The sequence below is a fragment of the Glaciecola sp. SC05 genome (assembly GCF_041380235.1).
Lineage (GTDB): Bacteria > Pseudomonadota > Gammaproteobacteria > Enterobacterales > Alteromonadaceae > Glaciecola.
Genome location: NZ_JBGIYY010000004.1, coordinates 111,077 through 135,738 on the forward strand (window position 1 = coordinate 111,077; position 24,662 = coordinate 135,738).

Here is a 24,662-nt window from a genome sequence, read left to right on the forward strand (position 1 = left end):
GCAAGAAGTATTGCGTGACCACAGGAGCAATATATGACTATTTCTAAGCAAGGCTCGTCTTCTAATTGGATAAGGCATGCCCGTGATGTGGTGCTCGCTGCGCTTGTGATTTCAGCCATTGTATATTGGCAAACTAAAGATATGCTCAGTAGCGACGGCAGTGTAGGTGTTGTGCAGCAAAATTTAGTCAGCCTTGAAGGAGAAGTATTGCCTCTGCTAGTAGAAGGAAAGCCCAATTTGATCTATTTTTTTGCGCCGTGGTGCACCATTTGTGCGCTGAGCATCGATAATTTAGAGTACCTCAACTCAGACAAAATCAACGTAGTAGTTGTCGCTCTTGATTATTCGAGTGAGCAAGAAGTACAGCAGTTTGTTGAGGAACATCAAGTATTGGCAAAAGTGCTAATGGGGCATGATGCTTTAAAGGCACAGTTTCAAATTCAAGGTTACCCTAGTTATTATGTTATTAGTGAGGAAGGTGTGGTGAGCAGCCGTGCATTTGGCTATTCCACTGCACTGGGTCTTAAATTGCGGGAAGCTTTTCAATAAGCAAGTCAATCTTGATGAGCAGACTCGCGAATATACAGGTAAAAGTGTGCTGAATTTATTGTTCAATGTACTCAGTGCTGGTATTTTACGTCGTGGATGTAAGGCTTGTTAGATTACTAGGATGTTAATCATGTTTGACTTTGGAGAGTGAATGAAAATTAAGGCATTCATATGTGCTGGCGTAGCTTCCTTAAGCTCTGCCGCTTATAGCAGTAAGGGTAGTGAAAACCCGGGTATGACCGAGGCTTTAATGATGCTCTCCGCGTTAGTTGGTTTGGTAATAATTGCGGCTATTGTGGTATCCATAATGGCTCCCAAAAAAGCGGCAAAAGCGAAGTCTGACCTAGCTAAAAAGTAGGCGAAAGAAGGCTTCTTGCAGTCTATCGTGACAATCCTCATTAATTAAAGATAAATTCTAATGACTCACTCTGTTCTTTCCAGCGCCCTTTGAGTTGTATAGTGCTTTGTCGGAAGCTTCAAATAGGCTGTCAAAGCTATAGCCACAAGTTTCAGAGCTTGCTACACCGAAACTCGCGGTTAAGCTGTATTCTTGGCTTGCTGTTCGGTTGGTGCTTTCAATTGCAATACGGCAGTCTTCAGCAATACTCATTGCGGTATTGATCTCGCAGCCGCGCAAAATAATCCCAAACTCTTCTCCACCCAGTCTGCCAATAAGGTCATTGTCACGACAGGCATCTCGTGCGGCATCAACTGCAGTTTGCAGAGCATGATCACCCGTTTGATGGCCAAAATTATCGTTGATGGATTTGAAGTCATCTAAATCAAACAGAATTAGGCTAATAGGAGAGTTATCTTTAGCGCTATTCTCAGTCATTTGCTTGGCGGTTGTTGTAAAGAAGTGCCGGTTTGCAATGCCCGTTAGTCCGTCCTTTCTGGAGATTTCTCGGAATTTTATATAGTTACTGCGTTTTTTATAGACCCAAATACAGGTAATTAATAAAGCGATGATCATGAAGGTAATGAGTAACTTCCGATTGTTTGCGGTTTCTTTGTCGAGCTGCGCTCTTGCTCTTAACAGTGAATTTTCGGTATCGAGTAGCGCTATTTGGTTGGATTTTTCTGCGCTGTCTTGCCTCGCTTTTTGGATACTCAGCATTTTTGCATTATCGTTGGTGATGTTTAGCGATTTAGCCCCTGCATATGCTTTATATAATTCTAACGCTAATCGGTAATCTTGATTAGCTTCGGCCACTTCATATAGCACTTTATAAGCAGCAACGTCTGATCTCGACACTAGCATGTCAGGTTTAGCATCCCCTACCACTAACAATGCATATTGATGGGCTTTTTCATACTCTTGCTTTTCTAAATAGGCCTCACTTAATAAGACATAGTAATCGTCAAACAAAGGCGCATAGTTTGCTCGTGTTATGACATCAAGTTGTTCTAAGAGCATGCCTAATGCTTGATCGGTTTGTCCTAGCTTAAACAGATAGGCGGCGTATTTATTATAAATTCCCAGCTTAACTACCGGCTCACCGGCATTTTCACAGGTCTGTAAACCCGTTTCAAAGTCATCTTCTGAAAGTGAGTCGATGTCGTTTTCGACTTTTGAAGTAAATATATGCATGGTTGCAATACAATTAAAGCGTTGGCTGTACTCGCTGTTTAAAAGGGGGGTGGCATAATTTATCAGCACATCATCTTCGTTAATCATGCTGTAAAGGTTGATCGCAGCAAGGTGAGCCTGCTCCTCAGAGTCAAGACTGTTAATCGCTTCGATATTGCCAATTAAATAATCGAGTGCTTTAAAGGCTTCAGACCAGTTTTGGGTGCCCGCATATAGAGCAGTGAGCGAAGCGTAGGCATTAAACTTTTCATCAGCGGTATGAGCATTTTCAGAGAGCGCTTTGAAAGCGTCAATTGACTCTAAAACCTTACCAGTCATAAACAGTAAATATGCATTGATTAAATCATAGCGGTCTTGATTAGCCTCACTCAATTGTTCACGTGAAATGTTGCTTAAAATTTCGATGGACTGACTCGGGTTGGAGCTTCTAATCGTGTAGGCGCGATCCAATTCGCTTGTTGCTTCGGCATCATCGACCGCTTGGTTATAACTATGACTTGTAGCAACAAATAGAAGCAAAGCTATTGAACTTATCCATGTTAAAAATGCAAAGCGTTTTTTAAGATTTAATTTCATAGATAACTTATCAGCCTGTGTGAACTTCATTTGATTTAAAACATCAAGCACCAAATTGGCCTCGTTCATTTTCTCAGGTTATTGAGACTGATGCAGAGCACCATTTTGTAACGAATATTCTTTGTTGTGTACTTATCGACCTAGGGCCTAGATTCATTAAAATCTGCAGAAAGTCGCGTATAGCGAAGACTCGCTATTGATTCACGTCAGATTCAAATATTGCTTTATTGACGAAAAGCAGAAGTTCGCTGCCCACGCATTATAATACGTCTTACCAAAGCAGATTATCAAGAGTAGGCTGATGCGGTGAGAAATTCAAATTGTTATTCGCAATAGTCAATGACATGTTTCATCTGCATGATGCTAGATGATCTGGCAAACGAATGCGCTTTTATAATACAGTGCAAAAGCTTATTTTCATTATCTAGAGTCTTAGCGGCGATGTTTAATAACTACTTCCTGTAGTTGAGAAATTACGCCTGTGGCTTGCTTAAATGCAAATACGATCTCTCGCATTAACCGTAATCCTTCAATAGGGCGATACACCAATTCTGTTTTACTCAAAATTTCAGAATGCGCAGGCACCAGTGCGCAGCCCAGGCCCGCCTGAACTAGACCCAAGGCATAGTCGATAGTTTGTATTTTAGCTCTTATATCGACGCTGTAGCCGGCTAAGGTTAAAGTGTCGTTAAGATGGTTCCATGCTACACATGGCGTCCGCTGTATGAAGGGTAGGGCGTCAAGATCAGACAAAGTAATATGGTCTTTTAGGGATAGCATATGGTTGTAGGGTAATGCCAATAAATAGTCTTCTTTCCAGATAGTAATAAATTGCTCATTTTCTTCAATTTCTTCTTTCATGATAATACGTGCATCACAAGTTTGCGTATGTGACACCAAGGTCAGCTCCATAAACTCTTGAGACGCTGTGAAATCTTTTAGCAGGGCGCTCATACGTTCGACACCTAAGCCCTTGGTCACGCCTAATAAAAAAGACTGCTTTAGGCTTTTTTCGACAAACAAGTGGCTAATGGCGTCAGCTTGCCCCAACAGTTGTTGAGCAAGTGGGAAAAGACGCTCGCCATATGCCGTGGCGGTAACGCCACGCGCATGGCGATTAAACAAAGTGGTTTGCAAACTATCTTCTAATTGCGCGATGGCAAAGGACATCGACGGCTGCGCTACAAAGCAAGCTTTAGCCGCGGCGCTAAAGCTACCCTGCTGGTAAACTGAGACGAAATATTTGAGGCTACGTAAATCCATATGTGGTTCTTATGATTTTTTGTAATGGTATAGCTACAAACTATAGCACCTAAAGAAAATATTTATTTTAACTTTAGCTAACTTTTCCTTATCATTAGGCATCTTCAATCGGTATGCGTTGCTCAAGATAGTGTCGCAGCGGTTTTTACAATTAAGGTGCCTTTTAATGTCTTCAGATTCAAACAATAAAGCGGTTTTTAACTGGGAAGATCCCCTTTCATTAGACTCTCTGCTGACCGAAGAAGAGCGCATGATCAGAGACAGTGCGCGTCAGTATTGTCAAGAAAAGCTTATGCCGCGGGTGTTAATGGCCAATCGTGAAGAAGTCTTTCATCCAGAAATCATGACAGAGTTAGGCGAGCTTGGCTTACTAGGCGCAACTATTCCTGAAAAGTATGGCTGTGCTGGCGTCAATTATGTCGTGTATGGCCTTGTCGCAAGAGAAGTAGAGCGTGTAGACAGTGGCTACCGCAGTGCTATGAGTGTGCAGTCATCGTTGGTTATGCATCCGATCCATGCCTATGGCAGTGAAGAGCAGCGCATCAAATACTTGCCTAAATTAGCTACTGGCGAATATATTGGCTGTTTTGGCCTAACTGAGCCAGGCTCGGGCTCAGATCCTGCCAGCATGATTACAAGAGCAGTACCGGTAGACGGTGGCTATAAGCTAACAGGCGCTAAAATGTGGATCACTAACTCACCTATCGCCGATATCTTCATTGTGTGGGCCAAACTCGACGGCGTCATTCGAGGTTTCATTCTTGAAAAAGGCATGCCGGGGCTCAGTGCTCCAAAAATTGAAGGTAAGTTTTCTCTTCGCGCTTCTATTACCGGCGAGATCGTTATGGATAACGTGTTTGTGCCAAGTGAAAACATGCTACCTAATGCCAAGGGACTGTCTGGTCCTTTTGGTTGCTTAAACAAAGCACGTTACGGAATTTCTTGGGGGGCGTTAGGTGCCGCAGAGTTTTGTTGGCATGCTGCACGTCAATATACCCTCGACCGGGAGCAATTTGGTAAGCCTTTAGCATCTACCCAACTCATACAAAAAAAGCTGGCGGACATGCAAACGGAAATCACCACCGGTCTATTCGCTTGCTTACAAGTTGGACGCTTGATGGATGCTGGCACTTTGGCTCCAGAAGCTATCTCTTTAGTGAAGCGTAATTCGTGTGGGAAAGCATTGGATATTGCTCGTGTTGCGCGCGACATGCATGGGGGTAACGGTATCAGCGACGAATATCATGTCATTCGCCATGTAATGAACCTAGAAGCGGTGAATACTTACGAAGGTACTCACGATGTTCATGCCTTAATTTTAGGCAGGGCACAAACGGGTATTCAAGCATTTTTCTAAACAGTTCTGTTCCAACGACCTTCGCCCAAAAATAGGTCTTAGGGAATTTACCAGCAAGGCTGAAATCAACACTAGGGCTTGTGAAAGTAGCAAGCCCAATCGCGTCACCTATATGTGGAGCCAACATGTCTAATCGTAATCAATTGGTAAGAGATAACTTTATCAATTTTGTTCGCAGCGCAAAATTACCCACTTCGAGCGTTACGTTATCCCCCAGTGATGTTGGCTTAAGTCACAGTGAAATTGTCGATATTTTTGAGTCTCAGGTAATGAGTCGTCATTTGGATTTGCAGTCACGAATTATGCAAAAAAATGGACAGAGCTTTTATACTATTGGTAGCTCTGGCCATGAGGGTAACGCTGCTTATGCAAAAGCATTCAAGCCCACTGATATGGCGTTTTTGCACTATCGCAGTGGTGCGTTTGTGATCCAGAGAAGCAAGCAGGTTCCGGGTCAAACACCGCTATACGACATGTTGTTATCATTCGCCGCTTCTAAAGATGACCCAATGTCAGGTGGCCGTCATAAAGTTCTTGGTAGCAAAGCTTTATCCATACCGCCGCAAACCAGCACCATTGCCTCTCATCTGCCAAAAGCAATGGGCGCCGCTTACAGCATTCCCCTGGCTAAACGCTTAGCATTAGAAGGAAACATTCCTGAAAACAGCGTCATTATTTGTAACTTTGGCGATGCATCTTCCAATCATTCTACTACCCAAGGCGCATTGAACAGCACCGCATGGGCAGCGTATCAATCCATAAAGATGCCAATTGTGTATATTTGTGAAGACAATGGCATTGGCATATCTACTTCAACTCCTGAGGGGTGGATTGCTGCCAACTATCAAAATAGAGCGGGTTTGACTTACCTTTATTGCGACGGTCTCAATGTTTTAGATACTTACCTTAAAGCGAGACACGCTGAACATTTGGCTCGCCAATACGGTAAGCCAGTGTTTTTGCATATGCGCACAGTCAGAATTTTAGGCCATGCAGGATCTGATGCAGAGTTTGTATATCGGAAAGAGTCGGCAATCGAAGCAACAGAATTTCAAGATCCCTTGTTACACACTGCACGAATATTGCTTGAAAATGACATTTTAGGCGCTGAGCAAATTATCCGTATTTACGAAGAGATTGAACAACGAATAGCGCGTATTGCACTACAAGCCATCACAAAGCCGAAATTAGACAGTGCCGAAGCGGTGAAAGGCAGTATTGCGCCGGCCATCTCCTATTCAGCCAAGCATGCTAAATACCACAAGCCCTTAAGCGATGAACAAAGAGCACCACTGTTTGCCCATGAAAAACATAATATCAGCAAAAAACAACACATGGCTAAGTTGCTAAACTGGGCATTAATGGACCTGATGGCTGAGAATGAAAATATCGTGATGTGTGGCGAAGATATTGGCACCAAAGGCGGCGTATATAATGTTACCAGCAAACTCTGTGAACGTTTCGGTAAAAATAGGGTGATTAATACCTTGTTAGATGAGCAGTCTATTCTGGGTTTAGCCATCGGTATGGCGCACAACGGTTTTTTACCTATTCCTGAGATTCAATTTTTAGCGTATGTACACAATGCAGAAGACCAAATACGCGGTGAAGCCGCCACCTTACCGTTCTTCTCGAACGGGCAATTTAGCAATCCAATGGTCATTAGAATCGCTGGCTTGGCTTATCAGAAGGGCTTTGGTGGACACTTTCATAACGACAATTCCTTTGCAGTATTTCGAGATATTCCGGGGCTAATTCTGGCCTGCCCATCGAACGGTGCTGATGCCGTCGAAATGATGAGAGCAAGCGTGCGATTGGCACGAGAACAGCAGCGTTTAGTGGTTTTTTTAGAACCTATCGCGCTGTATATGACAAAAGACTTGCACGCTGAAGGGGACGGACTGTGGACCTCAGAATACGTAACGCCACTATCGGAAGCTGAATCTGCTAAAAGCATTACTGAGAGCCAAGGGGTAAGTGTGTATGGTAAAGGCAAACGTCTGTGCATCCTTTCTTATGGAAACGGTTACTACTTATCAAGACAAGCTGAAAAACTCCTCACTGAGCAGGGAGTAGAGTGTCGCGTGGTTGACCTGCGCTGGCTTGCTCCGCTTGATGAAAAAGGCATCATTGAGCAGGCAAACGAATGCGAAAATGTGTTGATTGTGGATGAGTGTCGAAAAACCGGGTCTATCAGTGAGGCGCTATTTACCCTGCTAGCAGAGTCAGCCCATACTCAAAGCAACGTAAACATAAGCCGTATTGCCGCTCACGACAGTTTTATTCCCTTAGGTAATGCGGCCTATCACGTTTTACCTTCAACTCAGCAAATCGTAGAGGAAGCATTGATATTAGTGGGCAAGCAAGCGAGCCCTATGCTTGATGTAATAACAGCAAAAGTAGGGAGCGCCTAATGAACGCGATTCAGCAAAAAAAGCGAGTGGTCGTGATTTGTCCTGGTCGCGGAACTTACAACAAGGAAGATTTAGGCTACCTGCAACGTTTACATCCTGACAAAGTCGAATTTGTTGCCAACATTGACGCCTATCGTAAGCAGCAGGGGCAAGTGAGCATTCAATCTTTGGACCAGGCTGATCAGTTCAATATGCGCACGCATACCGCCGGAGAAAACGCGTCTGCTTTGATTTACGCATGTGCGATTGCAGACTTTCAAGCAATTAATCGTGACAAATACGAGGTCGTGGCCGTTACTGGTAATTCTATGGGCTGGTATATTGCCCTAGCTGCAGCGGGTGCACTTGATGCGATGGCGGCTATTGAGCTTATCAATACCATGGGCTCGATGATGGTAAAGGGCGTTATTGGTGGTCAAATGATTTATCCGATAAGCGATGAAAACTGGCGCGTAGATCAGAAAATGCTAGACACAACAGAACGCGTGCTAATAGATATAAATAGTAAGTCAGGTTGTGAGGTTTATGTATCGATTAAACTCGGCGGGTACGTCGTGTTTGGGGGCAATAAAAAGGGCTTAAAGGCCTTAGAGCAAGCACTTGAGAAAGTACAGGACCGTTATCCGATGAATTTGTTTAATCATGCGGCGTTTCATACACCGTTGTTAAATGAGATTTCGGTAAAAGCAAAGGCCCTTTTAGCACCGAGCCTATTCAAGGCGCCCCATGTTCCGCTAATAGACGGTTTGGGACAAATATGGCAACCCTATAGCTGCGATCCACAATCACTTTACGACTATACTTTGGGTACTCAGGTTGTCGACACGTATAATTTTACCAAGGCAATTGAAGTCTCTATAAAGGAGTTCTCCCCTGACAAACTGATTGTTTTAGGCCCCGGCGCGACGCTAGGGGGCGCGGTTGCGCAAAGCTTAATTCAGCAAAAGTGGTTAGATTTAAATAACAAACAAGATTTTATCGCCCTACAAAAGACAGACCCATTCATTCTTGCAATGGGTCTTGAGGGGCAACGCAAATTGGTGATGTAGGTTGACGACAATCCTTGCTCTTAGAGATCGAGATCTAAGCCTGGATTCAAGGTTGCGGGCAAAGCCACTTTTTCAAGTTCTACAGAAGCAACAGGGTATGCGCAATAGTCTGCCGCATAGTAGGCACTCGCTCTATGATTACCGCTTTCGCCTATACCACCAAAAGGTGCCGCGCTAGAAGCGCCGGTAATTGGACGATTCCAGTTCACAATACCTGCCCGAATGCGAGGCAAAAAGTAGTCATAATCGGCTTGGCTATCAGCTAGAAGGCCCGCTGACAAACCAAACTTTGTGTTGTTGGCTAGGGTGATAGCTTGATCAATATCGGTATAGCGTATCACTTTTAAAAGTGGCCCAAAATGCTCTTCGTCTGGCATATCAGCTGCAATAGCCGTAACATCGATAATCCCAGGGCTTACAAATCCTGTGTTGATATCTTGGTGTACTAACTGAACCAACGAGGTCGCGCCTATATTGAGTAAGTGCTGCTGTGCCGCGGCCATCAATGATGCAGCTCGTGAAGATATCATAGCGCCCATAAACGGTTGCTCAGCATCATCATAGTGGCCAACTCGTATTTTTTTGGTGGCTTTGACCAGCATGGCAATTAGCGCATCACCGGCTTCAGTCTGGGGGACAAACAGTTTACGTGCACAGGTGCAGCGTTGACCTGATGTAACAAAAGCAGATTGAATGATATCGTGAACCGCGGCTTTAGTATCCGCTACATCGGTAACTATCAGCGGATTATTACCGCCCATTTCTAGCGCGAGAATTTTGCCGGGATTACCCGCAAACTGTTCGTGTAATAATTTACCGGTGTTTGAACTACCAGTAAAAAACAAGCCATCAATATGTGCATGACCCGCTAGTGCCTTACCGGTATCTACTTGACCTTGTACTAGATTCAACACACCGTTGGGCAAACCCGCTTGTTGCCATAGTTTAACCGTATACTCTGCTACCAAAGGTGTTAAATCGCTGGGTTTGAAAACCACCGTGTTGCCCGCTAACAGTGCGGGAATAATATGCCCATTCGGCAGATGCCCCGGGAAATTATAGGGCCCAAAAACCGCCACTACACCATGTGGTCGATGCCTTAATACTGCGCGCCCTGCTGGCATAGGGTTTTCGACGGTACCGGTTCGCTCATGGTATGCGCGTTCTGAGATACTTGCTTTACCAATCATAGCGCCCACTTCTGTGGCCGTTTCCCATTCAGGTTTGCCGGTTTCTTGAGCGATGAGTTTAGCCAAAATAGGTTTATGCTCTTCGAGTAATACTGCAAACTGCTTAATAATCCCTAAGCGCTCACTAAACTCTGCCAAAGACCATTTGATAAATGCATTGCGCGCTGCTTTAACAGCTTCGTTTATTTGTTCTGCACTGGCTGCTTTGCCTTGCCATATGCTTACATTTTTAGCTGGATCGATTGACTTAAAAAGTTCGTCATGACCACTTTGCCACTGTCCGTTAATAAAATGCGTTGCTTCACTGTTGATATCGGTCACAAGGGGACTCCCTATTGATTATGCGTAATTTAGCTGGTTTTCGCTGCGCAGGCAGTGAGGCGGACTATATTGTCGGTGTTAGGGTCTAGCAACAGCGCATCGGCGGTTTCTTGGCTCATAACGGCTTCGCCCGCTTCCGATATTTGCACCGGCGCTAAGCAGGCTCTAAAGTTAGCAATCTCATTATTGATGACAATATATTGTCTTGCATTTTCACTACTAAAATTAGCCTTGATGAGCACCTTACGCGCCTTGCTGTTGCGAACGGTAGTAATGTTCGCGACATCAGCTTCAATCGTCGGTCCAGCGTCAAAAATGTCAACGTAGCCTCGGTTCTTAAAACCTTCCTGTTGAAGCAATCTTAAAGCTGGCTTGGTTTTCTCATGCACCTTGCCAATCGCGGCTTGGGCCTCTTTGGAGAGTAAATTAATATATATGGGATATTTGGGCATTAACTCAGCAATAAACACTTTATTGCCGATACCGGTCAAGTAGTCTGCGGTAGGAAAATCTACTGAGAAAAAGTGTTTCTCAAGCCATTCCCAAAACGGGCTTTTTCCATTTTCATCAGAAATTCCGCGCATTTCTGCAAAAACGGTGTCTGAAAATCGATGCGGGTGCTGAGCCATAAACAAGAAGCGAAACTTTGACAACAGGCGGCCATTGAGGCCTTTGCGTGCTTTTTCGCGTAAAAATAAAGTGCATATTTCGCTTACGCCGGTGTAGTCGTTACCTAAACTTAAAATATCTACGGTATTGTGAACGCCTAACTCTCTTGAAGCATGTACCACTTTACTAACATGATAGTGATAAAACGCATCTTGTAATCCTACCGTGGCTTCGATACCCGAGGTACCCACCACTTCACCGGTTTCGCTGTCTTCCATGACAAATAAATAACTTTGCGCGCCGGGCTCTGATGGGTTGCTGGCAAATGCTAGCTGGGCATCTGTAATTTTCTTTCTAAGTAGCTTTTCATTTACTGGTAACGATGTAAAACCAATGCCTGATTCTTTAGCAATGGCGTAAAGCGCATCGTAATCACTTTCCCTGATAGGGCGGATAATCAACATATAGATTGCCCGCCTTATTCAGCGTTAGCAATGAATTTAGCAATACCGCGCTCGAAGCGTTCTAAACCTTCAATGATGTCTTCGTCAGGAATGATTAAAGATGGCGCAAAACGAACTACATCCATACCCGCGATTAAGCACATTAAGCCCTGCTCAGTTGCAGCAGTCATAATATCTTTTGCGTGACCCTTGTACTTGTCATTCAGGGCGCAGCCCAAGAGCATGCCCTTACCGCGTATTTCTGAGAAGACATGATGCTTTTCATTTATCGCATGTAGCTTTTCACGGAACAGCGCTTCTTTGTGAAGTACCCCTTCGAGTACTTCTGATGTATTGACGATATCGAAAACTTTCTCGGCAATTGCACAGGCCAATGGGTTGCCACCGTATGTGCTGCCATGAGTGCCCGGTTTTAAGCTGGCCGATACTTTGTCAGTTGTAAGCATAGCACCTACCGGAAAGCCGCCACCGAGTGACTTTGCAGAGGTAAGAATGTCTGGCGTGACGCCGGTATTCATGTAGTCGAATAACTTACCGGTACGGCCCATGCCGGATTGTACTTCATCGAAAATAAGCAAGGCATTATGTTCATCACATAGGGCTCGAACGCCTTTTATAAATGCTACATCAGGCACGATAATGCCGCCTTCACCCTGCATTGGCTCCATCATGATGGCGCATGTACGCTCAGAGACAAGCGCTTTAAGCGCGTCTAAATTATTGTACTCGCAGTGCACAATCGCTCCGGGCTTTGGTCCAAAGCCATCAGAGTATGCCGGCTGGCCGCCAACTGTTACGGTAAAAAAGGTGCGACCATGAAAGCCCTTAGCAAAAGCAATGATTTGATCTTTTTCTTGGCCGAAGTGGTCGAGTGCATATCTGCGGGCTAATTTTAATGCCGCTTCATTGGCTTCTGCGCCTGAGTTTGCGAAATAGACTTTATCGGCAAACGTCGCGTCAGTGAGTTTTTGCGCGAGTTGAAGTGCAGGTTCATTCGTGAATACGTTGCTTAAGTGCCAAAGTTTGCTGCCTTGTTCGGCTAGTGCTTTGACAAGCTCTGGGTGACAATGACCCAAGACATTTACCGCAATGCCACCGGCAAAATCAATATATTCAATACCCTCTTGATCCCACACGCGAGAGCCTTCTCCGCGCACCGGCACCATAGCCGCAGGATTGTAGTTAGGTACCATTACTTGATTGAAGGTGTCTCTGGTGACTTGCATGTAAATACCTCTGCTTTCTTTAAAAACGAATCTGGCGGCTTCTAACCATTAGAAAACGCTACAGGATTTGCCGATATAACGACAAATTGGCCGTCTAGTATGCCAGAATAATTATCGTTAGTCGCTAATAGTAAAGGCCCCGAGAGCTTGTTTTTATTAAGGATGCAGATATTTGCAGATGAAGTGAATAATTATATTTTAAGGGCAATAAAAAACAGAATGTAAACCGCCTGACTGAGCGAGGAGATATTTGAATTACGACCGCTGAGGACGCTATTTCGGTGTGTTATCAGTCAGTAAAATGAGTTTGCAGGTGCGCTAGCGCATATTCATGCAAAAATATTTTGCACCTTAATTTAGGCAAGGTCAGATTTCTTCAGATACTTCAGTGATCTTAAGCTCGATACCAGTCAAGTTTATCTTTGTTACTACCGCAACATCGTCTGATTTTATCCCAAAGTTTCGCAAATAAAGCATCGAAGCTTCTTTGCTCATTAATTTATGGGTTTGCATCATCTTAAACTGCATGTAGCCTTGCGCATTAAATAGCAGTTTAGTAAGTGGGTGTAAGTTGTGCTCTTCGAGAAACTTAAAGCTAATTGAGCGGATGGAAGTGTAGTCTTCAAATCCCATTCCTATTAAAAGCCACTTACATTTTAATTGATTAAAGACAGCAGAGTTAATGTTCACTGCATGCTTATTCCATAGTGTCATAATGTATTTATGAGAAGGCTTTAAAGATGCCAGCGCTTTGGCTTGATTGGGATTGTTTTTTCTACGTGCATCAATAATGCGCTCACGCAACTTATCATCGAATGAGCGTAAATACAGGGTAGCAATAATGGCACGACCCAAGGTCGAAAATAAGCCGAGGTTAAACCCAAAGTGAGGTCTTATCCCGCGTTTGTCAGCCAAGGACTTACCTATATTTCCCGTTCCTATGGTGTACAGCCAAAGGTTCTTTTGTAGATCAGGGGTAAACTCCGAATGTGGAGGCATACAATGCTTTGCGATAAGAACCGGCACCAGTGAGCGCAAACTTTCTACGCCTATAAAGCTCAGTGCACTGTGTAATGTCTTTAAAATCACAGGGTGCCCTTGAGAGTCTACTCTGCGATACTTCGGCTGGCGTACAAACTTCAGTAAAGAAATTTTTAGCCATTCGACTTTTTCAATACATTCTACCAATCTCGAAATAGAGCACGATTCGGTGTATAAAATATCGAGCAGTTTGCCAATCGCCAAGTCAAACTCAAGCACGTTATAAAGTAAATCTTCAGTATCGAGAAAGCGTTTTTCGAGGTCAGGTATAAATGTGCGATGAAAATCGGCTTCAATTTGATGAAGGAAATTATTCTCTTGGGTAGCGGCAATTTCACGCTGTTTATTTGCGAGCTCCTCAACCATCAAAAGTTTGCGTCGCGACTCTGCTTGTTCAGAGTCCTCCATCATCCTCATGGTTTCAGTTTTTTGGCCCGCCAGTAAAATAGCCTCATCCAGCGACAGAAGGAGTTGTTCAAATCGATTGTTATATATGGCAGCTAACTGTGAAACGCTCTTTTTCATTCACTATCCAAGTGTTAAAAAGTTCTGCAGTATTTGGTGTCCACAATCGGTAAGCAAAGATTCAGGGTGAAACTGCACGCCGTATAATCTAAGCTTGCGATCTTCAATTGCCATGACTTCGGTCATATTACAATCATCACACCAAGCACTCACATGAAACTGAGTCGGTAAACTAGATTTTTCCACTATCAAAGAATGATAACGCGTGGCGATAAACCTAGGTTTACAATCTGCAAACAAAATAGACTGATTGTCACATTGAATATTTGACGTTTTGCCATGACGAATATGTTTCGCCTGTGTCACTTTCGCGCCCATATGTTGGGCAATCGCCTGATGACCTAGACACACTCCTAAAATGGGGCACTTACCTTTAAATGCTGAAATAGCAGCTAGAGAAATGCCTGACTCGTTAGGAGTACATGGACCAGGTGAGATCACTAAGTGGTCAAAATTCAAGTGACGCAGCTCATCTATTGTTGTTGCATCATTTTTTACAACGGTCACCGAGTGCTGGAGTTCTTCAAAGTAACGGGCTAGGTTAAATGTAAATGAATCGTAGTTATCGATTATTAACACCACCTGCAATTACCTCTGCACAAAACCCAGCGTTTGGTATACCTTGCTTAATGTATCGGACGCAATGGCCTGAGCTTTAGCACTGCCGTTATGCATTACATTTTGCAGATACTGACTATCGCTGCGAATGCGCTGATATTCACTTTGAATGGGCGTTAGCATAGCCACCACAGCTTCAGCAACATCGCCTTTTAAATGCCCATACATTTTGTCTTCATACTCGGGTACTAGCTCCTCTACAGTTCGCCCAGTGGCACACGAGAGTAAAGACAACAAGTTAGATACGCCGGGCTTTTCAGCTGTGTCGAAGTAAATGCGAGCTTGTTCGTCAGAGTCAGTTACCGCCCGTTTGATTTTTTTGGTGAGTTTTTTTGGGTCTTCTAAAAGACCTATGACATTGTTAGGATTTTCGTCTGATTTTGACATCTTTTTGGTTGGGTCTTGTAGACTCATTACTCGTGCGCCAGACTTAGGAATAAATGGCTCGGGCATCGTAAATATATCGCCATGAATATTATTAAATCGTGTGGCAATATCGCGCGTCAATTCTAAGTGTTGTTTTTGATCCTCGCCAATGGGCACTTCATTTGCCTGATATAACAAAATATCGGCAGCTTGAAGCACAGGATAAGCATATAAACCGACATTAATGTTGTTGGCATTTTTTGCAGATTTATCTTTGAATTGGGTCATGCGATTAAGCTCACCCATTTGTGTAAAGCAGTTTAATACCCAAGCTAGCTGGGCGTGCTCGGGTACATGCGACTGCATAAAAATGGTGCTTTTGTCAGGATCAATACCGCAGGCTAAATAAAGCGCTAGACCGTCTAAGCAGGCCTGTTTAAGCTGCTCTGGCTCTTGTCTTACAGTAATGGCATGTAAATCGACAATCATATACAAACAATCGTGAGTAGTCTGCATATCAACCCATTGGCGCAATGCACCCATATAGTTGCCCATGGTGAGCTGGCCAGAGGGTTGGCAGCCGCTTAATACTACTGGTCTTGCAGGTTTCGTCACAGTTATTTCCTAGCTAATAAGTTGTTTTAATTGCGTAATGGTTTGCTGGTAATCATCGGTATTAAAGATAGCAGAGCCTGCTACAAACATATCAGCACCCGCCGCTCGGGCGCGCGCAATGTTTTTGCTGTTGATGCCGCCATCGACTTCTATGCGAACGTTTAAATTGGCGTCATCGATACGCGATTTTAAAGCCTTTATCTTTTCAATGCTATGCTCAATAAACACCTGACCACCAAAGCCAGGATTAACCGACATGATTAATACATAGTCAAGTTTGTGTAATACGTGATCTAAAAGGCTCAAAGAACTAGCCGGATTTAGCGCTAAGCCCACCTTGCAGCCATGGCTTTTGACTAACTCGATGCTGCGGTCAAGGTGTTGAGTCGCTTCTGGGTGAAAGCTAATCATACTGGCACCGGCTTCGGCAAAGCGTTCGATAAGATCATCTACCGGACTTACCATTAAATGCACATCAATATCAGCGCTAATGCCATATTTTCTTAATGCGCTGCAAATCATTGGGCCAAAGCTTAAGTTCGGCACATAGTGATTGTCCATTACATCAAAGTGCACGACATCGGCACCTGCATTTAGCACCGCTTCAACGTCTTCCCCGAGACGCGCAAAATCCGCTGATAATATAGACGGGGCGATTAGGGCTGGAAACATGAAAACCTCATAAAAGAGTAAATATAACGAATAGACAAAAGTGTAACGAACTTATGTAGTTAGGCAAAGGACAAAGATTGCCCCTTCTTGGTGATAGTGTAACAAAATGGTGCGACAAGCTCAGTTATCGCTAGCTATTTTTATAAATATTATTTTTAGTGTTCTAAATGATTTACAAAATAATAATTAAATTACAAAGACTTAAAATAAATCATCACATTTTTTTCAGTTTGGTGTTGGTTTTGCATAAAGAAATCTCATCGGCGCTAATAAAACTAAAATAAAAGACGCTTCGCTATCAACACACTTTATGAGAAAACACGGAGAATACACATGGTAAACATGAAAAAAACACTTATTGCGGCGTCATTGTTAGTAAGCACCCTGGCTAGCTCGAACGCTGTGGCAGAAACCGAGTGGTCTGCCAATGTCGGTCTGCTAAGCGAATATCATTTTCGTGGCATAGTCCAAAATACTACGGCAACTGCTAATGGTGGTATTGATGTCACTTCCGGCGGATTTTATGCCGGTGTTTGGGCCGCAGATGTTGAAGATGGATTGGAAATCGATTTATACGGCGGTTATGGTTTTGAGTTTGAAAGCGGCTTATCTTTAGGTGCAGGCCTTACAACGTATCAATATACGGGTAACTTTGACACCGAATATAACGAAATAAATTTGTCAGCGGGATATGATTTTATAAGCGTGGAATATACCATAGGTGAGCGTGATGGAGAGGGCGATCCTGATGATTCTTATACCTTTACCGGTATAACTGGCGAATACGAAAGTTTTTATGGCACGGTGGGTATTTTTGGTGGTGATTACGAAGGAAATTACCTTGAAATAGGCTACGGTGGCAGCTTTGAAGGATTTGATGTAGGTGTCGCATTTATTAAGAGCGACAGCGATTTAGATAATGATGAATCGGTCTATTTTTCAATTGCAAAAGCATTTAGTTTGTAGCTTTTCATTCGCCAAGTCTTGGCAATAGCAATAAATCCACAAACGCTGACTTTATAAGTTGGCGTTTTTTTATGATTTCGACTAAACTCCTAGCATTATCGGAGCGCGCACAATGTCAAAGTCAAAGCAAAACCTAAAAAAGCTTATTGCTACCCTTGCGGTTTCGGGCTGTGCTGTGTTTGCGAGTGTCTTTCTAATGTTAAGCTCGGCGAATGCGCCTTGCCATAACGCTTCTTTCAGCTTCGCATCATCTAATGCAGTATCAACTCATCAATTACAAAAGGGCAACGCAGATGTCGATGCCTTATGTAATCGCAATAGTCAGCAAATTAATTGGGTAACATGGCTATTTAAGCAGCCTGAATCTGCGCAATTTCACTTTGTTGACTTATTAGAGCTACTTGAACGTAACCCATAGGCGCGCAATGAATCTTTCTTCACTCTCCCTTTGGCAAATTGTTAAAAGTGTATTGGCCAGTTTTTTGGGTGTGCAAACCCAGCGTAATTATGAACAAGACTTTACTCAAGCCAATAGTATCGTGCCCTTCGTTTTGGTTGGCGTGGTGATGGTGGTTGTGTTGGTGTTATCAATATTGGCTGTAGCGATGCTGGTAACGTAAGTTTACTTACTTTTGTTCTCCATCATTATTTGTCTCTGTTTTACTTTAGGTTGTGCCTGCAAAAACACGACCAGTTCCTCATGACCAATAGGCCTTGATATCAAATAACCCTGGATATAATCACATCCTAACAAACGCAGCTGTTCAAAGTGTGCCTCTGTTTCAGCACCTTCAGCAACAATTGGCACTGAGAGACCATGCAACATCTGGGTTAATGAGCCCACAATTCTCTGCTGACGCTTATCTTTATCAATGTTGTTCAACAAAGAGCGATCAAGTTTTACGGTATCGTATGGAAATGCGGTGAGATAAGACAAAGAGGAGTAGCCGGCGCCAAAGTCATCAATTGCAATTTTAAAGCCTATGTCGGTGGCCTGTTGGATCCAAATTTTGGCTTGCTCAAAGCTCGTAATAACTGATGTTTCTGTAAGTTCTAGTTCGATTCTCTGAGCCGCGATATCGCGGTCTGCAATCATATTGCTTAATATTGAAAGCGCGGTGTCGTTAACTAACTGAGAGGGGCTCAGATTAACTGATACCACAACATTACTCAGACCAATCCCATCTAGATACAATATTTCTTCGAGTACATTGCCCACAATCCACTCAAACAGCGTGTTCATGTTCTCACTTTCTTCCACTACATCGATAAACACCGGTGGTGGAATATGCCCCAGTTCTGGGTGATGCCACCGGCATAATGCCTCGAGTTTGATCACTTCGCGCGTATTTGCGCATACCACCGGCTGAAAGACTACCCTGAGTTGATCGCTTGCAAGCGATGAAATGAAGTCATTTTTAATAGTAAAACGACGTTGTGCGCTTTGACGCATTTGGTCGTTAAAAAAGGCATAGCAGTTTTTACCGTCTTCTTTTGCCTGATACATCGCAATATCTGCGTAGCGCAGCAAACGGTCAGGCTCGATGGCCTGAGCATCTTGAAAAGCAATGCCAATACTTGCGCTAATGCTAATACTGGTGTCATAGATATGGAATGGCGCTGAAAACAATTCGACCACCACATCGGCCATTGATTTTAAAGCTTCATCGGAAGTATAGTTCGTGTAACAAATCACAAACTCATCGCCGCCAATTCGATATACCCGAATAAATTTATTTACAACGCCTTTGAGCCGGTAGCCAATTTTCTTTAGCATGATGTCGCCAGCTTCGTGTCCTAAGTTATCATTTACCGGTTTGAATCCGTCTAGGTCAAGAAAGAAAATAGCAACATTATTAATATGCTCTTCTCGATTCATATTACCTAAATCTTCAATCAACACATTGCGGGTAAACAGGCCTGTGATACTGTCGATGGTTGCTTGACGAACCAGCCGTTTTTGAGAATTACTGAGTTCTTGTTCATAAGATTCTAAGACATCAATCGCATGACGGAACTCGTCTTCTAGATCGTCTAACTCGTCAGGCAGCAACGCTCTACCTCTTTTGCCAAGACGATACCTAGCGATATTATATTCTTTGGCCCCAATTAACTTAATGGCACGTTTGAGCTGGTTAATTTTAGAAATAGGGATGATGGAAAACAGGATAAGAAAAAGCAGAATGCCAAATGTTAAGGTTACAAAAATAACGATAACTTGTTCTTTTTGGTCTTGCTGTTGAGCTAATAAATTGCCAGAAATATCTCTGATGAACATTAGCTTAAGATCGGGTCCAATCCCATTGAAAAGCTGAAACCAAACAAAATAATTTTTGTTTTCAACGTTGATCAACAAACCCTCTGATTCAAGTGAAATAAAATCTTCGTCGTTTAACTCTTTATTTCGCAATCCTCTACTTTTTTCAATGCCGGTCATTACCTCTGATATGTATCGCGTGAGAGTATTGTTGTCAGCCACGGCCGGCTCAAAAGGTGATATCACGCCAATGTCACTGCCCATAACCTGATTGAGCAGAATAATCGTGGGATCTAAACTGGCTAATAAAGACAGCGACCATGTTTCACCCTGAAAATTTACCGGAACCGTTGTCGCAAGCTCGCACATTAAATGGCACAAAATGCCGGATTGGGTGCGCAAGTTAGTACGAGAAAGTGTTTGCATATTATCCATTTTACTTTCTGGGAATTGACCGAACGTAAAGCTCTTGGCGCCATTTGTGAACGACATTGAAGAAAGAGAAAGACTCAGTTGCAGGCGTGGCCAGACTTTTGTAAAAAACTGATTGGCTTGTTCGGGGGTTTTGTCTACTAAGTTACTCAGCATGATCACTTCTTCAGCAGACAGCACTTGTTCGGCCATTTGATTGTTAAATAACAGGCTGCTGGTGCTAAAGTGACTGAGTTGTAAGGCCTCTATATTAGCTTGCAGGTTTTTTTCCTGTTGAATAGACACAAAGGTGTACGAAGCTGCGAGAGACATTACTGCCACTATCACAACCAGTATCAACATCTTTGATAATAACCCATGCAATATATTCATAGCTACTTGAGTGTGTTTGTCCTTTTTTCTTGTGAATACATTTCGCGTAAAACTCTGATTCTTAAAGTGTAACTCAATTTGACAATGAATCTACAAATACACGCCTTCCAATGTCTACAGTATCGGCAATCCAAGCAAACAAATTAGGAGAATAGCTAGAAATGGGAGAGTACGGACAATTTATAAGCAAAATAGGGTCTTAACGCAGGTATTTGGCTTAAAAAGCCTGTACTATTTCCTTATCATCATTGATGATAATTTTTATCGCAAATAAGTGTAAAACGACAATAAAAGTGGCTGTCCACGATAAGAATATTAAGAGAGTAATATGGTTCTGAAAAGTGCGTTAAATAAAGCTGACAGCAGAAAGCTCGGTTACATTGCTGCTGTGCCTCTCAGCGGTGAAGCTCCAGCAAGAGATTCAGACTCTTGGTTTACGCCAAAAAAGTATATTGAACTTGTTACGCAAAGTATTGGTGAAATTGATCTAGACCCATTTTCAAGTGAACAAGCAAATGAAATCATCTGCGCAAAACGTTTTTTCGATGAAGGCACTGATGCTTTTCAACAGAAGTGGTTTACGGGAAGTGGTACCGTATTTATGAATCCACCCTACAGCCGCCAATTGATTAACGCATCGGTAGATTTATTTTTAAAACACTGGCATGAGGGTTGTATTACTCAGGGCATAGTGCTGGTGAATAACGCCACAGAAACGAAATGGTTTCAACACTTACTGACACAGTCGTCGGCTATATGCTTGGTAAGTAAACGTATTGCTTTTGAGAATAGAGATGGTAAACACGTCTCTGGAAACACCCGAGGTCAGGTATTTTTGTATTTTGGTCCGAAGGTTGCCCATTTTAAAAAGACTTTTAGCAAAGTTGGAATGGTTTTAAAGTCTTGTTAAGACTTGCCAATTATCGCTGAAGTATCTCTTGTTGGATCTGCTGTACCCGCTTAGAGAAAGGCCCCGACTGCTGCACAGCTGGTGGTAGTTGTGCAATTGCCGCAGTAGCTTGTGCAATACTGTCAAATGCTTGCTTATAAACCACCACGAACCAATCCCCCCCATAGCGCTGTGTCTTGTAAACCCATGTAAGACTGGCTAAGTTATTCTCTGCTAGATATGTGGTAAGCACGTTCCGATTCTGAATGCCAGACAACTGCAGCAAAACTTGGTTTTGTGGAAGGCTTAGTAACAGGGCTTCATCAAATAAATATCCGGTAGTATCGACAGTAATAGCTTCGAGCTCGCCTTCTGAGGAAGTCGCGCTCGAGAGCTCTTGTTGCAATTGCTGATCGAGCTGGGCCACGCTTACAATATCATCTACCGCAAAATCTTGAGGATTGACTGTAGGTATTTGGCTGCGGTTAGGCATGGTGATATCGACATTCGATGCCTGGTCAAATTCTGCTTCGGTGGAAGCCTTTGGAGCTTCTATTTGCTGATTGTTTACGTCACTCGGCCCGAGCAAATCGTCAAGGGGTGTATTATTTTCTGATGGCCAGTTGCTCACGAATATAGAATCCGTTGTGTCGCTTTCAATCAGTTCTAAAGACGCTTCATAGGGCAATATTTGAGAGCTAGGCTCCGGCTCTGTATTCGTTTCATCGATGGTAATTGCGGGTTCGGCAATCGTTGAGTGTATTTCGGGTAGTTCACCGGTTTCAATAAAATATTTTGTTTGTTCTGGGTATTGTAGTGCGATTAAGGCAAGGAAAATGAGTAAAAATAGTGACAACACAGATACGATAAACCATTTTTTTTGAATGATATTGTGGGCGTCATCAACAGCAAAAAATGCGCGCTTTTGAGCCATCAAATTTTCTAAGGCAGAGACATCGAAGCCAACGGCGTCGATTGATTGAGAGCTAAGCAATACCGGTTTATTTATGTGATGAGATGGAAGCCAAGTTTGTGCTCGCTCCGTCCATATTTGCTCGGCAAACAAAATAATATTAATGTGCAGATCTTGTTGATGCTCGCGACAAGAAGTCACCCAATCCCAAAGTTCATTTAGGAAAGTCGCATCAAGCATCTCAGCTTGGGAGATACACACCAAATAATGACCTTTGTCATCATCAAGGTCTTGTAACAGTTCTCTTAAAGGCCGTACAAAGCTGCCAACAGTGTGGTTGGCTAATTGTCGACAAATAATTCGACGGTAGTCGCTGGCGTCCTGTGCTTTGCTGGCGCTGAAAAATGATACCTCGGTGCTTTCATGCTGTAGGGACAAAAACTCAGAAAGGGTCCGCTGTTGATCGGCAATAGAGTCACTGCTAACAAAAATTAGCTGCGAAGAATAATTCACCAAATGTTCTAAGCGTTTGTGCAGTTGTGACACTTAACCTTCCTGAATCCATTGTTAATGTCTAAGATTCATCTAATAGTGTAATAAGCTCTTGTTGGGTGACATTCGCCACGACATGAGCACTTCCGATGCCCTTGGGTAACACGAAGCGCATCTGATTGTTTACGGCCTTCTTGTCTCGCTGCATATGCGTAATGTAAGCATTCGCATTCATATTTTCAGGCCCTTTTGTGGGCAGGGAGAACGCTGTCAATAAACTTTCGATACGGGTAAGTTGCGCCAATTCCATGTCACCCCGCATGTTTGCAAGCTTCGCAGCAAGTACCATGCCAGTCGAGACCGCTTCGCCATGTAGCCAATTCCCATAACCTTGCTCGGCTTCAATCGCATGGCCAAAGGTATGTCCTAAGTTAAGCAAAGCTCGAACATTTTGTTCGCGCTCATCGAGTGCAACTATTGTGGCCTTTATTTCGCAGCAGCGAGCGATCATTTTGTTCAGTGTATTGGCATCTTTATTTTGGATCAGTGAAATATTAGACTCTAACCACCCGAAAAAGGCTTCGTCGTATATAATACCGTACTTAATTACCTCAGCCATGCCTGCTGAAAATTCGCGCTCTGGTAATGTCACCAGACTTGTCGTGTCGATATACACCGCTTGAGGTTGATAAAATGCACCAATCATATTTTTACCCAAAGGATGATTGACGGCAGTTTTGCCGCCAACAGAAGAGTCTACTTGGGAAAGCAGTGTTGTAGGCACTTGCACAAAATCGATGCCGCGTTGATAGCAGGCACTTACAAACCCTGCCAGATCGCCAATTACGCCGCCGCCTAATGCCACTATACAAGCGTCTCGAGAAGCCGGCATGGCTAACAGTTGGGATAACACATACTCAAAAGTTTGCAGTGTTTTTTCACTTTCTCCATCAGCTATAACGATACTGTCGACACGCTTATGTAGCCCTTTAAGTCGGCTTGCAAATGCTTCGAGATAGAGAGGAGCAACGAGATTATTGCTGATAATAATAACGTGATTAGCGCGTATCTCAGAAAACACAAAGCCGGCATCATTAAGAATGCCGGCTTCGATATATATTGGATAACTACGCTCGCCTAAATCAACATTTAAAGTAGGCATAAGTTAGCGTCCTTTTATTAGAGCCGGTTAAAGCCCTATTTTATTGATAATTTGATTAGCAACTGCACGTGCACTTTGCTCGTCAGTTTCGACGACATAATCGGCCACCTCTTCATACAGTGGATTACGTTCGTCGGCAAGGTTTCTTAATACCGTTTCAGGATCGTCATTTTGCAAAAGTGGTCTGCGTTTGTCGCGCTGCGTGCGAGCTACTTGCTTATCGATAGTCGTCTGCAGGTACACCACAATTCCACGAGCTGACAAACGATTGCGGACGGCTTTAGAGACAATTGAGCCTCCGCCAGTAGCGAGCACGATGCCTTGTTTGTCGGTTAAGTCATGGATAACGGTTTCTTCACGTTTTCTAAAACCTTCTTCACCTTCTAAATCAAATATCCATGCTATGTCAGCGCCGGTGCGACGTTCAATTTCTTGGTCTGAGTCAAAAAATTCTAGGTGAAGTTCATCTGCGAGGTGGCGGCCGATGGTGCTTTTACCTGCACCCATTGGTCCGACTAAGAATACATTACGTTTTTCAGCCATATTTTGCTAATTCACATCTTCAATTAATGGTTAATGTCGGCTCGGATTGCATGTGTTTATAGCCAACTTTGACCATAACAAGTGGGCTTGTTATGAACGAGTTTTGTCCTCGGGAAAAATCGAGAGGCGGGATTATCTCAATGATCGGCTTGTGTTTGCAAGCCTAGATGTAAAAATGCCAAGGTTTTCT

At 43.4% G+C, this 24,662-nt stretch carries 22 protein-coding genes; 9 read left to right on the forward strand and 13 right to left on the reverse strand.

Annotated features, from left to right (window positions below):
• Positions 1–33: 33 nt before the first annotated feature.
• Both AB9H30_RS05170 and AB9H30_RS05175 read left to right on the forward strand, forming a co-directional pair.
• Positions 34–549, forward strand: coding sequence for a redoxin domain-containing protein (locus AB9H30_RS05170; RefSeq protein WP_371193576.1), 516 nt, complete (start codon positions 34–36; stop codon positions 547–549).
• Between the two features lie 151 nt (positions 550–700).
• Positions 701–907, forward strand: a complete 207-nt coding sequence (locus AB9H30_RS05175) for a hypothetical protein (RefSeq protein WP_371193577.1) — start codon at positions 701–703, stop codon at positions 905–907.
• A gap of 57 nt (positions 908–964) precedes the next feature.
• Here AB9H30_RS05175 and AB9H30_RS05180 read toward each other — a convergent pair whose 3' ends face one another.
• Entirely contained in the window at positions 965–2,716 is a 1,752-nt protein-coding gene (locus AB9H30_RS05180) for a diguanylate cyclase (protein WP_371193578.1), read from the reverse strand.
• Between the two features lie 432 nt (positions 2,717–3,148).
• The gene (locus AB9H30_RS05185) at positions 3,149–3,979 is read right to left on the reverse strand and encodes a LysR family transcriptional regulator (RefSeq protein WP_371193579.1); all 831 of its coding nucleotides are present in this window, start codon (positions 3,977–3,979) and stop codon (positions 3,149–3,151) included.
• 166 nt (positions 3,980–4,145) lie between these two features.
• On the opposite strand from AB9H30_RS05185, the gene AB9H30_RS05190 reads away from it, so the two are divergent.
• The 3 genes from AB9H30_RS05190 (at position 4,146) to AB9H30_RS05200 (ending at position 8,799) form a co-directional block, all read left to right on the forward strand.
• Positions 4,146–5,336, forward strand: coding sequence for an acyl-CoA dehydrogenase (locus tag AB9H30_RS05190; protein WP_371193580.1), 1,191 nt, complete (start codon positions 4,146–4,148; stop codon positions 5,334–5,336).
• 125 nt (positions 5,337–5,461) lie between these two features.
• The gene (locus AB9H30_RS05195) at positions 5,462–7,750 is read left to right on the forward strand and encodes a thiamine pyrophosphate-dependent enzyme (RefSeq protein ID WP_371193581.1); all 2,289 of its coding nucleotides are present in this window, start codon (positions 5,462–5,464) and stop codon (positions 7,748–7,750) included.
• Positions 7,750–8,799, forward strand: coding sequence for an ACP S-malonyltransferase (locus AB9H30_RS05200; RefSeq protein WP_371193582.1), 1,050 nt, complete (start codon positions 7,750–7,752; stop codon positions 8,797–8,799). The genes AB9H30_RS05195 and AB9H30_RS05200 overlap by 1 nt, the downstream gene beginning before the upstream one ends.
• Positions 8,800–8,819: 20 nt before the next feature.
• On the opposite strand, the gene astD is transcribed toward AB9H30_RS05200, so the two are convergent.
• From astD to rpe, 7 genes are all read right to left on the reverse strand, one after another.
• Positions 8,820–10,301 (reverse strand): succinylglutamate-semialdehyde dehydrogenase, encoded by a 1,482-nt coding sequence (gene astD, locus AB9H30_RS05205; RefSeq protein WP_371193751.1) that lies wholly within the window; start codon positions 10,299–10,301, stop codon positions 8,820–8,822.
• A 38-nt stretch (positions 10,302–10,339) separates the two neighbouring features.
• Positions 10,340–11,383, reverse strand: coding sequence for an arginine N-succinyltransferase (astA, locus tag AB9H30_RS05210; RefSeq protein WP_371193583.1), 1,044 nt, complete (start codon positions 11,381–11,383; stop codon positions 10,340–10,342).
• Between the two features lie 14 nt (positions 11,384–11,397).
• Complete coding sequence (locus AB9H30_RS05215) at positions 11,398–12,609, reverse strand: aspartate aminotransferase family protein (protein ID WP_371193584.1); 1,212 nt, start codon at positions 12,607–12,609, stop codon at positions 11,398–11,400.
• Positions 12,610–12,975: 366 nt separating this feature from the next.
• Positions 12,976–14,175: an HDOD domain-containing protein gene (locus AB9H30_RS05220; RefSeq protein ID WP_371193585.1), complete on the reverse strand. Its 1,200-nt coding sequence runs from the start codon at positions 14,173–14,175 to the stop codon at positions 12,976–12,978.
• A 3-nt stretch (positions 14,176–14,178) separates the two neighbouring features.
• Complete coding sequence (locus AB9H30_RS05225; protein WP_371193586.1) at positions 14,179–14,757, reverse strand: aminodeoxychorismate/anthranilate synthase component II; 579 nt, start codon at positions 14,755–14,757, stop codon at positions 14,179–14,181.
• 6 nt (positions 14,758–14,763) lie between these two features.
• Entirely contained in the window at positions 14,764–15,774 is a 1,011-nt protein-coding gene (trpS, locus tag AB9H30_RS05230) for a tryptophan--tRNA ligase (RefSeq protein WP_371193587.1), read from the reverse strand.
• A gap of 9 nt (positions 15,775–15,783) precedes the next feature.
• Complete coding sequence (gene rpe / locus AB9H30_RS05235; protein WP_371193588.1) at positions 15,784–16,446, reverse strand: ribulose-phosphate 3-epimerase; 663 nt, start codon at positions 16,444–16,446, stop codon at positions 15,784–15,786.
• Positions 16,447–16,788: 342 nt separating this feature from the next.
• Here rpe and AB9H30_RS05240 point away from each other — a divergent pair, with 342 nt between their 5' ends.
• From AB9H30_RS05240 to AB9H30_RS05250, 3 genes are all read left to right on the forward strand, one after another.
• A complete protein-coding gene (locus AB9H30_RS05240; RefSeq protein WP_371193589.1) occupies positions 16,789–17,412 on the forward strand; it encodes a TorF family putative porin in 624 nt (207 codons plus the stop codon).
• Positions 17,413–17,524: 112 nt separating this feature from the next.
• On the forward strand, positions 17,525–17,830 hold the full coding sequence (locus AB9H30_RS05245) for a hypothetical protein (protein WP_371193590.1): 306 nt from the start codon (positions 17,525–17,527) through the stop codon (positions 17,828–17,830).
• Between the two features lie 7 nt (positions 17,831–17,837).
• The gene (locus AB9H30_RS05250) at positions 17,838–18,032 is read left to right on the forward strand and encodes a DUF2970 domain-containing protein (RefSeq protein ID WP_371193591.1); all 195 of its coding nucleotides are present in this window, start codon (positions 17,838–17,840) and stop codon (positions 18,030–18,032) included.
• Positions 18,033–18,034: 2 nt separating this feature from the next.
• On the opposite strand, the gene AB9H30_RS05255 is transcribed toward AB9H30_RS05250, so the two are convergent.
• Positions 18,035–20,413 carry a putative bifunctional diguanylate cyclase/phosphodiesterase gene (locus AB9H30_RS05255; RefSeq protein WP_371193592.1) on the reverse strand — a complete coding sequence of 793 codons (2,379 nt, stop codon included), beginning with the start codon at positions 20,411–20,413 and terminating at the stop codon, positions 18,035–18,037.
• A 388-nt stretch (positions 20,414–20,801) separates the two neighbouring features.
• On the opposite strand from AB9H30_RS05255, the gene AB9H30_RS05260 reads away from it, so the two are divergent.
• Positions 20,802–21,383, forward strand: coding sequence for a DNA N-6-adenine-methyltransferase (locus AB9H30_RS05260; RefSeq protein ID WP_371193593.1), 582 nt, complete (start codon positions 20,802–20,804; stop codon positions 21,381–21,383).
• 10 nt (positions 21,384–21,393) lie between these two features.
• On the opposite strand, the gene AB9H30_RS05265 is transcribed toward AB9H30_RS05260, so the two are convergent.
• The 3 genes from AB9H30_RS05265 to aroK are packed head-to-tail and all read right to left on the reverse strand — an operon-like array spanning position 21,394 to position 24,472.
• Positions 21,394–22,821: an SPOR domain-containing protein gene (locus tag AB9H30_RS05265; RefSeq protein WP_371193594.1), complete on the reverse strand. Its 1,428-nt coding sequence runs from the start codon at positions 22,819–22,821 to the stop codon at positions 21,394–21,396.
• Between the two features lie 28 nt (positions 22,822–22,849).
• On the reverse strand, positions 22,850–23,929 hold the full coding sequence (aroB, locus tag AB9H30_RS05270) for a 3-dehydroquinate synthase (RefSeq protein WP_371193595.1): 1,080 nt from the start codon (positions 23,927–23,929) through the stop codon (positions 22,850–22,852).
• A 27-nt stretch (positions 23,930–23,956) separates the two neighbouring features.
• Entirely contained in the window at positions 23,957–24,472 is a 516-nt protein-coding gene (gene aroK, locus AB9H30_RS05275; protein ID WP_371193596.1) for a shikimate kinase AroK, read from the reverse strand.
• Positions 24,473–24,662 lie beyond the last annotated feature (190 nt).

Bases quoted from the DNA above. Each gene is read 5' to 3' on its own strand.
- AB9H30_RS05170 (WP_371193576.1), top strand. From the start codon at position 34: ATGACTATTTCTAAGCAAGGCTCGTCTTCTAATTGGATAAGGCATGCC.
- AB9H30_RS05175 (WP_371193577.1), top strand. From the start codon at position 701: ATGAAAATTAAGGCATTCATATGTGCTGGCGTAGCTTCCTTAAGCTCT.
- AB9H30_RS05180 (WP_371193578.1), bottom strand. From the start codon at position 2,716: ATGAAATTAAATCTTAAAAAACGCTTTGCATTTTTAACATGGATAAGT.
- AB9H30_RS05185 (WP_371193579.1), bottom strand. From the start codon at position 3,979: ATGGATTTACGTAGCCTCAAATATTTCGTCTCAGTTTACCAGCAGGGT.
- AB9H30_RS05190 (WP_371193580.1), top strand. From the start codon at position 4,146: ATGTCTTCAGATTCAAACAATAAAGCGGTTTTTAACTGGGAAGATCCC.
- AB9H30_RS05195 (WP_371193581.1), top strand. From the start codon at position 5,462: ATGTCTAATCGTAATCAATTGGTAAGAGATAACTTTATCAATTTTGTT.
- AB9H30_RS05200 (WP_371193582.1), top strand. From the start codon at position 7,750: ATGAACGCGATTCAGCAAAAAAAGCGAGTGGTCGTGATTTGTCCTGGT.
- astA (WP_371193583.1), bottom strand. From the start codon at position 11,383: ATGTTGATTATCCGCCCTATCAGGGAAAGTGATTACGATGCGCTTTAC.
- AB9H30_RS05215 (WP_371193584.1), bottom strand. From the start codon at position 12,609: ATGCAAGTCACCAGAGACACCTTCAATCAAGTAATGGTACCTAACTAC.
- AB9H30_RS05220 (WP_371193585.1), bottom strand. From the start codon at position 14,175: ATGAAAAAGAGCGTTTCACAGTTAGCTGCCATATATAACAATCGATTT.
- rpe (WP_371193588.1), bottom strand. From the start codon at position 16,446: ATGTTTCCAGCCCTAATCGCCCCGTCTATATTATCAGCGGATTTTGCG.
- AB9H30_RS05240 (WP_371193589.1), top strand. From the start codon at position 16,789: ATGAAAAAAACACTTATTGCGGCGTCATTGTTAGTAAGCACCCTGGCT.
- AB9H30_RS05245 (WP_371193590.1), top strand. From the start codon at position 17,525: ATGTCAAAGTCAAAGCAAAACCTAAAAAAGCTTATTGCTACCCTTGCG.
- AB9H30_RS05250 (WP_371193591.1), top strand. From the start codon at position 17,838: ATGAATCTTTCTTCACTCTCCCTTTGGCAAATTGTTAAAAGTGTATTG.
- AB9H30_RS05255 (WP_371193592.1), bottom strand. From the start codon at position 20,413: ATGTCTCTCGCAGCTTCGTACACCTTTGTGTCTATTCAACAGGAAAAA.
- AB9H30_RS05260 (WP_371193593.1), top strand. From the start codon at position 20,802: ATGGTTCTGAAAAGTGCGTTAAATAAAGCTGACAGCAGAAAGCTCGGT.
- aroB (WP_371193595.1), bottom strand. From the start codon at position 23,929: ATGCCTACTTTAAATGTTGATTTAGGCGAGCGTAGTTATCCAATATAT.
- aroK (WP_371193596.1), bottom strand. From the start codon at position 24,472: ATGGCTGAAAAACGTAATGTATTCTTAGTCGGACCAATGGGTGCAGGT.